General features: G+C 69.3%; 2 protein-coding genes. Both read right to left on the bottom strand.

The window, feature by feature from the left end; genetic code table 11:
• A partial coding sequence (locus JWP83_RS05755; RefSeq protein ID WP_297727045.1) for an FHA domain-containing protein occupies positions 1-408 on the bottom strand: 408 nt, incomplete at its 3' end.
• A partial coding sequence (locus JWP83_RS05750; protein ID WP_297727042.1) for an ATP-binding cassette domain-containing protein occupies positions 408-2,661 on the bottom strand: 2,254 nt, incomplete at its 5' end. The genes JWP83_RS05750 and JWP83_RS05755, both read right to left, overlap by 1 nt.

The following is a 2,661-nucleotide window of genomic DNA, read 5'->3' as shown; positions in this document are numbered from 1 at the left end:
TCGCGGCCGCTGGGCGGGAGGCGGCGGGCGCACCGGCAGCGGGCCGCTGCGGATCGTCGGGACCGTCTCCGTCGGCGGGCGCAGCCCGATCGTGCCCCGGTGGTGTCCGATCTCGAACGTGACCCGCGGTCCGTCGGGCTTGCCGATGTTGAGGGTCTGGCCGTCCTGGATGTCGACCATCGGCACCCGCTGGCCGTTGAGGAAGACCCCGTTCAGCGAATTGTTGTCGACCGCGATCCACCTGCCGTTGTCGAAGCGCAGCAGCAGATGCGCCCGCGCGATCAGTGGGTGCGCCACGCGCAGGTCGGCGCGCAGGTCGCTGCCCACGACCACGTCACGGCCCGCCGCGAAGTTGCCTTCCGAGCGGGCTGACCGAACCGTCAGCACGGGCTGCGCGGACTGAGCCATCAGCTCTTCGATCGTCTCCTCGCCCTGCGATTGCCCGGGGTCGGCCCGTGCCGCTTGAGCCGGATCTTCCACCACACGACGGCGCTATAAGTCACGCACAACAGCGTGAGCATCCCGATGTCGAACAACCAGGCGCTCGCCTTGTGGTCGAAGTGCTGGTCTTTCGGATCGGTCGGGCCGGCGACCAGCCGGTGGGTGTCGATCGTCGACGCCGACGCCGCGTAGCCCCACCGGGCCGGCGTGACCCACGACAACTGGTCGAGCACGGGCCGGTTGGTCACCCAGATCAACCCGCCACAGAACACCAGCTGCGACATGATGGCGATGACCAGGAACGGCATGATCTGGTCCTGGGACTTCGCGATCGCCGACAGGGCCATTCCCAACAGCGCAGAGGCCACGCAAGTCAGCGCGACGTCGACGAACAGTTCGAAGCTCACATCGCCGAGGACGACGGCGTTGGCGATCGGCTGGCCCCAGCCGATCACCGAGATCGCGGTCGCGATTCCCGCCTGCGCGATCGCGAAGGCGCTGAACACCGCGATCTTGGCGGCGAGGTAGGCCGCGGTCGACAGGCCGACGGCCTGCTCGCGTTTGAAGATGGGACGCTCGCCGACGAGGTCGCGAATGGTCAGCGCGGTGCCCATGAACACGGCCCCCACGGTGAGCATGACCAGAATCTGGTCGGGCTGGTTGGGCGAGTTGCTCATCGGGTCGCCCATGCCGTATCCGGTCTTGCCGCGAACGGTGAGCGTGAGGATGCCGATGAGGAACGGCAATAGCGCGAGGAAGACCGTGTAGCCCCGGTCGGAGATGACGAGCCGTATCTGGCGGCGCGACACCGTGGAGAACTGGCGCAGGACGTCGGTGTGCACCGGTTCGCCGAGGTCGCCCGGGCTGGACTCGGACGGGCCCTGCAGCTCCGGCTGCCGGTTTTCGGCAAGGAAGCGGCGGTTGGCCTCGTCCGGGTCGGCGCCCACGTTCGCGAAGATGTCGGCCCAGTTGGTGGTGCCCATGGCCGCGCCGATCTGGCTGGGCGGCCCCAGGAACGCGGTCTTGCCGCCCGGTGCCACCAGCAACAGCTGGTCGCAGACGTCCAGGTAGGCCACCGAGTGGGTGACGACCAGCACCACGCGGCCGGCGTCGGCGAGCTGGCGCAGCATCATCATCACCTGACGGTCCAGCGCCGGGTCGAGGCCGGTGGTCGGCTCGTCGAGGATCAGCAGCGAGGGCCCGGTCAGCAGCTCCAGCGCCACCGACGCGCGCTTACGCTGGCCGCCGGACAGCTTGTCGACGCGGGTGTCGGCGTGCTTGGTCAGCTCGAGTTCCTCGAGGACCTGCGCGACGACCTGTTCGCGGTCGGCTCTGCTGGTGTCGGGAGGCAAGCGAAGTTCGGCCGCGTAGCCGAGCGCTTGGCCGACCGTCAGCTGGCGGTGCACCACGTCGTCCTGCGGGACCATCCCAATCCTGCTGCGCATGGACGCGTACTCGGTGTGGATGTTGTGGCCCTCGAACGTCACCGTGCCCGTGCTGGGGGTGGTGTACCCGGCGATGAGCCGCGACAGCGTGGTCTTGCCGGCGCCCGAACCGCCGATGATGGCGGTCAGCGTTCCGGGGCGGGCGGTCAGCGAGATGTGGTCGAGCAGTTGCTTTCCGTGGTCGACGGTGAAGGTGACGGCGTTCACCTCCAGCCCGCCGGTACGCGTCGCCGCTTCGGTGCGGCGGACCAGGGTGTCACGGGTGAAGACGAGGTCGACGTTGCCGATCGTGACCACGTCGCCCTCGGTCAGGATCGCGGACCCGACGCGCACACCGTTGACGAAGGTGCCGTTGATGCTGCGCGCGTCGCGGATCTCGGTGCCCAGCGGTGTCTGCGTCAGAAAAGCGTGATGGCGCGACGCCAGCACGTCCTGGATGACGATGTCGTTGTCGGTGGAACGACCGATCGTGACCGCCTCGGACGGCTTCGGGATCGCCCCGGACCGGGACGGCATCAACGCGTGGAACATCTTCGTCGCCAGGTTCCCCACCTCTGGTGGCTTGGTGACGCCGGCCGACAGCTGGGTTTGCGGGGCCACCTGTGGGGACATCTGCGGGTGGGGCTGGAAATTGGGTGGCGGCGGTGCGCTGGTCGGATAGGCGGGCGGGCGTCCACCGCCGCTGGTGGGGTACGCGGGCTTGCCGGGTGGTGGGGGTGCGCCGGGGTGCGGGCGCCGCGCCGCCGGCGCCGCCCAGTTCGGTTTCCGGCCCGGG

Source organism: Mycobacterium sp. (assembly GCF_025965855.1).
GTDB lineage: Bacteria > Actinomycetota > Actinomycetes > Mycobacteriales > Mycobacteriaceae > Mycobacterium.
This window is presented reverse-complemented; position numbering and strand designations above follow the sequence as displayed.